Origin of the sequence: Lacticaseibacillus pantheris DSM 15945 = JCM 12539 = NBRC 106106, from assembly GCF_001591865.1 — a bacterium.
Lineage (GTDB): Bacteria > Bacillota > Bacilli > Lactobacillales > Lactobacillaceae > Lacticaseibacillus > Lacticaseibacillus pantheris.
Genome location: NZ_BCVS01000137.1, coordinates 1 through 5,253 on the forward strand (window position 1 = coordinate 1; position 5,253 = coordinate 5,253).

The window sequence follows — 5,253 nt, forward strand, 5'->3', positions numbered from 1 at the left end:
GCTGCGACCCCGGAGCGCTGTTTGAGCGTAGCGAATTACAGCGGCAGATAATTGAGATTGAGTGGTTTTCTCAAGCTCAATTATCCGTGGAAGCCCGGCACGGGCTGGAGCGTGCGGGTGTAGCAACCTACGGCGTAGGGCACGTAAGCCGCAGTCCAAAAGCCCACCCGCGCGTTCGTCCCCACACATATTTTTCACTTGCACGGACCAGACGGAATGCGTTAAGATAGCGCTAGTTAGAAAAGAGGGATTGACATGCGTTTTGTAACAGCTATTTTTTGGGGCGTGATTTACGGTGAAATCACCGGCTTCCTGGCCGCCTCACTGACGAGCTCCACTTTCCAGCCCGTCCAGTCACTGATTATCAGTGCAGTGTTCGTCGTGTTGTTAGTCTTCCTACCACCGTTGATGCAACACTTCTCGGGCACTACTAAGAGCACTAACAAGTAATCAGCACCACCCAACCGGCTCAGGCCGGTTTTAATTTGCCCGATAACATTAAAATGCGGCTCCCACATCGTGATGGGAACCGCATTTTTGTCTACTTAGTGATGTACACGTAGATGTTACTGGTAGAGAACCCGACGTTAAACTTCACACCATTACTCTTAATGGTCTTCATGGTCGTCTGGCTGTCCTTCTGGTCCTTTGTTTCCTTGGCAAATTGCTTCATGACCTTCTTGGCATCAGCACCCGCCGACGTACCGAGAAGCGCGAGCGTAGTCCCAAACTGCTTTGCCTGGGTCTTGTTCTTCATCGCCTTGACCGGAATGATCATCGTGTAGCCCATCAGGTGCTTACCGTCAGCATTGACCCGCACACGGACCACCCCAGTCTTCAGCACCTGGTGCACGCCGTCCTTAACCGTCGCTGGTAACTGCTGGTCCTTGGTGGCATTCGTGGCCTTCGTCATCAAGGATTTGACCGTCGCGGCAGCCTGCATGGTGCTGGCCTGCTCGGCGGGCGTCATCGCAGCCAGGCTGGCCTTAGTTGGGGCCTTGAATGCTGTCACCTGCTTCTGCTCCGCCGCTGTGAGGGTACTCATCGCGACCGCCATATTGTACTTGTTGGCTGCCGTCTGGTAGTCCGCTAACGGAGTAGCGGCACTAACCGTAACGGTCCGCTTCAGATTGCCGGCAGTGATTTTAACGCTTTGCTTACTGGCAGTCACCGGTACGGAGAAAGCAAAGGTGCCACTGTTAACCTTCTTCGTGCCCTGAACGTTAGCGGACTTGTAACGCACCTGCTTGGCCCCACTGGCCTCGCCCTTAATCACAGCCACCATACCATCCTGATGATAAGTGCTCTTGGTAGTAGTCAACTTGTTCCCACACGCAGCCAGCACGAGGCTCAGGGCCAACGCACTAACTGCTGTAATAATTTTCTTCATGAATAAAATCATCCTTCTCTAAAAGTTACGCACCCTAATGTACCCCACCTGACCGAGAACGACAAGTGTAATGTGACTCATTGTCATAATTGGCACGTAATTACTTGGTCTTATCCTTTTTGGTCTTCTTGGTCACTGGCTTTGGCGTCACAATTTCTGTCATGGTTTCGACCAACATTTTTTGCAAAACGGCGTTAATGGCCAATTGAACCATCGCGTTTTGAATATTGGTGGTATCTTCCTTATTGACCGCGTTAATGACTACTTCGCCAGTGAAGTCTGAGTTAGCCTGTTGAATGGCACCGGCAAAGTCCAGGATGAACGCATCGTACGCCTGGTTCGCCGTGCGATTAACCAACTGGTACTTGATGCCATCCGCGATGGTGTCTAAAGCAAAGACCGGCTTCAAGATGGCAATCACAATGATATTAGCAATCTGCGTACGACCATACTTTTTTTTGGTGGGCGCACTAATCACACCCTTCTTTACGTAATTATTCACCATGGTCGCAGTAAGCTCGCCCATCCCCGTGGGTGCCGTTAATTCGTTAACGAACTGCAGGACCTGGTCCATGTACAAATCGAATTGTGGTAGATCCGCCCAACGCGGCCAGTTTGCCTGAGCCAATTGGGCCAAATATTCTGAAAATGCCTTATTATCTGTCATTGTGCGCCCTCCAAGTTTTGCAATATACGCAAGTACACCTCGTCCTTAATACTAGCACATATCAACTATGGTTGCGGAAAAATCCGCAACAAAAAAGCCACACCCAAAGAAGGAATGGCTTGAATGTTTAATTACGCGTTGGCGTCACTCTTGGTATCAACAACCTGCTTACCCTTGTAGTAACCGTTCGGGGAAACATGGTGGGATACACGGTATTCGCCGGTCGTAGCATCAAAGTGCAAGTTAGGAACACTCAACTTGATGTGACCACGACGCATGCGCTTCTTCGTCTTTGAAGTTCTACGTGCAGGAACTGCCATGATTATAAACTCCTTTTTTATTGGTATTCCAATATACTATACCGGAAAACCATTATTTTGCAAGGCGCAGCGCTCAATTTACGCTGGGTTTGGCGCTGTCGCTGAGTCCTCGAAAGTTAGTTTACCATCTTTTGCACCCACTGTCACCGTGCTTTCAGGAACAATTTCACCGGCAATTAGTTTTCTTGCCAGAGGGGTTTCCACATCGGTCGTAATCAATCGCTGCAACGGCCGTGCCCCAAATGCCGGTTGGTACCCCGACTCGCCAAGCAGATTAATAGCCTCTGGTGTGAGCTGTAACTGCACCTGCTGTTCAGACAGCCGGGAGCGTAGCCCGTCAATATCCTTCACCACGATTCGCTTAATGTCAGCTTTGCTTAGCGGGTTAAACATAATAATATCGTCAATTCGATTTAAGAATTCGGGCTTAAATCGCGACTGAATGAGCTGACGAACGGAAGCACGCGTATCATCGTTAATCCCACCCTGGTTAGCCGCATCCAGCAAGAGCTCACTCCCCAGGTTCGAAGTCATGATAATAATTGTGTTTTTAAAATCGACGGTCCGGCCCTGCCCGTCAGTGAGACGCCCGTCATCGAGGACCTGCAACAAAATATTAAACACATCCGGGTGCGCCTTTTCAATTTCGTCGAGCAACACAATGGTATACGGATTGCGCCGAACAGCTTCCGTCAACTGGCCGCCCTCTTCGTAACCGATATATCCGGGTGCCGCCCCGACTAGACGCGATACGTTGGCTTTCTCCATGTACTCAGACATGTCAATCCGCACCATGTGCTTGTCGGAATCAAAGAGGTTTTCCGCCAACGCTTTGGCCAGCTCCGTTTTACCCACACCGGTCGGCCCGAGGAACAAGAAACTTCCCAGTGGCCGGCTCGGATCCTGCAAGCCAGCGCGCGACCGAATCACTGCATCACTTACAGCCGCAACAGCGTCATCCTGACCGATGACCCGCTCGTGCAAGTTATCCGCCAGGTGTAACAGCTTATCACGGTCCCCCTGCACCAACTTGGCTACCGGAATGCCAGTTTGCCGGCTAATCACCGCCGCAATTTCGTTCGGGGTCACCGACTCTTGTACTAGCCACGTGTCAGGACGTTCTTGCTGTTCCAAATCGGCCAACTCCTTTTCGAGTTGCGGAATGGTGCCGTGCTGTAACCGCGCAGCTTTCTCCAAATCGTATTTGGCCTGGGCGTCCTCCAGTTCACGTTTAGCCTGCTCCACCTCGGTCTTCTTGGCATTCAAAACGGTGATTTCCTGCTTTTCAGCCTGCCACTGGGCGTTGAGTCGGCTGGTCTGTTCCTTGACGTCGGCCAGGTCCTTTTCTGCCTGTGCGAGACGTTGCTGACTGGCCTTGTCGGTTTCCTTCTTCAGGGCCTCCTCCTCAATTTCTAGCTGCATCTGCTTCCGTTCCGCGACGTCCAATTCGTTGGGACGCGAATTCATCTCCACGTTGATGTTCGCGCTGGCCTCATCAACGAGGTCAATGGCCTTATCGGGTAAAAAGCGGTCGGTGATGTAGCGGTTAGACAAAGTTGCAGCCGCCACTAAAGCGGCATCGTGAATCCGGACTCCGTGGAAAATTTCGAATCGTTCCTTAAGCCCACGCAGAATGCTGATGGTGTCTTCAACGCTTGGTTCCTGCACCAGTACGCGCTGGAACCGTCGCTCCAAGGCCTTATCCTTCTCGATGTTTTCACGGTACTCGTCCAAAGTTGTAGCACCAATTAGGTGGAGCTCACCACGGGCTAACATCGGCTTCAGGAGGTTGCCTGCATCCATGGAACCCTCAGTTTTACCCGCACCGACGATGGTGTGAATTTCATCAATGAACAAAATAATTTGACCGTCGGCGCGCTTAACCTCGTTGAGAACCGCTTTGAGCCGTTCTTCAAACTCACCCCGATACTTAGCACCAGCAATCAGGCTCCCCATATCGAGGCTAATGATGGTTTTATCCTTCAGGTTGTCGGGGACGTCCGCCTTGACGATCCGTTGTGCCAGCCCCTCAACAATAGCTGTTTTACCCACGCCGGGTTCCCCAATCAGGACCGGGTTGTTCTTGGTCTTACGGGACAAAATACGAATCACGTTACGAATTTCGTCATCCCGCCCGATGATGGGGTCCATTTTGCCAGTTCGGGCTTCCGCAACGAGATCGGTACCGTATTTTTTCAGGCTTTGGTAAGTGTTTTCCGCGCCCTGGCTGTTGACGTGCTGACCACCACGAACGTTTTGGATGACTTCCTGCAGTTTCTTTGCCGTCACCCCATTCCGCGTGAGGTACTCCGTAATGGGCGAGTACTGTTGCCGCATCAACGCCAGCAGTAATGTATCCGTAGCAATATACTGGTCACCCAGAGACTGACGTTCCTTGTCAGCATCCTGCATCAACTGACTTAGGTTCTGACTCATGCTTTGGCCATAATTAGATACGCCCTCAACGACTGACTCATTATCGAGTGCCTGGTCGATTACACTGCTTAGGCCACTAATATCAACACCGGCCTGCTGATAAATTTGGCTGGCCAGTTCGTTTGGCTGCACCAGTACCCGCCACAAATGCGGAATATCAATTTCTTGATGGTGCCGAGTTTGCGCAATCTGTTGCGCTGCTCCCACCGCCTGCGTCACTGCCTCAGTTAATTGTTCTGGATTCAAATTACTCGCCCCTTTCGTTGTGCACATTTTAACACGGGTGGGTTGCTTTGGTCAAAGTTGGTCAAAACGCTGACGACGGCCGATTCAATGAGCTACGGTAGTGGTTAACGGCAGCGTCGGTCAGGCCGACGCTGCCTCCCGCTACATTAAGGGTCGCGACACCCAGTCCAAACCGTAAACACTAAAGCCATTAA

General features: G+C 51.4%; 5 protein-coding genes. 1 reads left to right on the top strand and 4 read right to left on the bottom strand.

Translation table 11 applies throughout. The annotated features are described in order from the left end of the window. The first annotated feature begins 255 nt into the window (after positions 1-255). Positions 256-450 carry a YjzD family protein gene (locus tag LPA02S_RS10580; protein WP_056956963.1) on the top strand — a complete coding sequence of 65 codons (195 nt, stop codon included), beginning with the start codon at positions 256-258 and terminating at the stop codon, positions 448-450. A gap of 91 nt (positions 451-541) precedes the next feature. On the opposite strand, the gene LPA02S_RS10585 is transcribed toward LPA02S_RS10580, so the two are convergent. The 4 genes from LPA02S_RS10585 to clpB form a co-directional block, all read right to left on the bottom strand. Continuing rightward, entirely contained in the window at positions 542-1,390 is an 849-nt protein-coding gene (locus LPA02S_RS10585) for a hypothetical protein (protein ID WP_056956964.1), read from the bottom strand. 100 nt (positions 1,391-1,490) lie between these two features. Further along, positions 1,491-2,057: a DUF1836 domain-containing protein gene (locus LPA02S_RS10590; RefSeq protein WP_056956965.1), complete on the bottom strand. Its 567-nt coding sequence runs from the start codon at positions 2,055-2,057 to the stop codon at positions 1,491-1,493. Between the two features lie 131 nt (positions 2,058-2,188). Then, entirely contained in the window at positions 2,189-2,377 is a 189-nt protein-coding gene (gene rpmF, locus LPA02S_RS10595) for a 50S ribosomal protein L32 (protein ID WP_054649834.1), read from the bottom strand. A 78-nt stretch (positions 2,378-2,455) separates the two neighbouring features. Further along, positions 2,456-5,059 carry an ATP-dependent chaperone ClpB gene (clpB, locus tag LPA02S_RS10600; protein WP_056956966.1) on the bottom strand — a complete coding sequence of 868 codons (2,604 nt, stop codon included), beginning with the start codon at positions 5,057-5,059 and terminating at the stop codon, positions 2,456-2,458. Between the last annotated feature and the right edge of the window lie 194 nt (positions 5,060-5,253).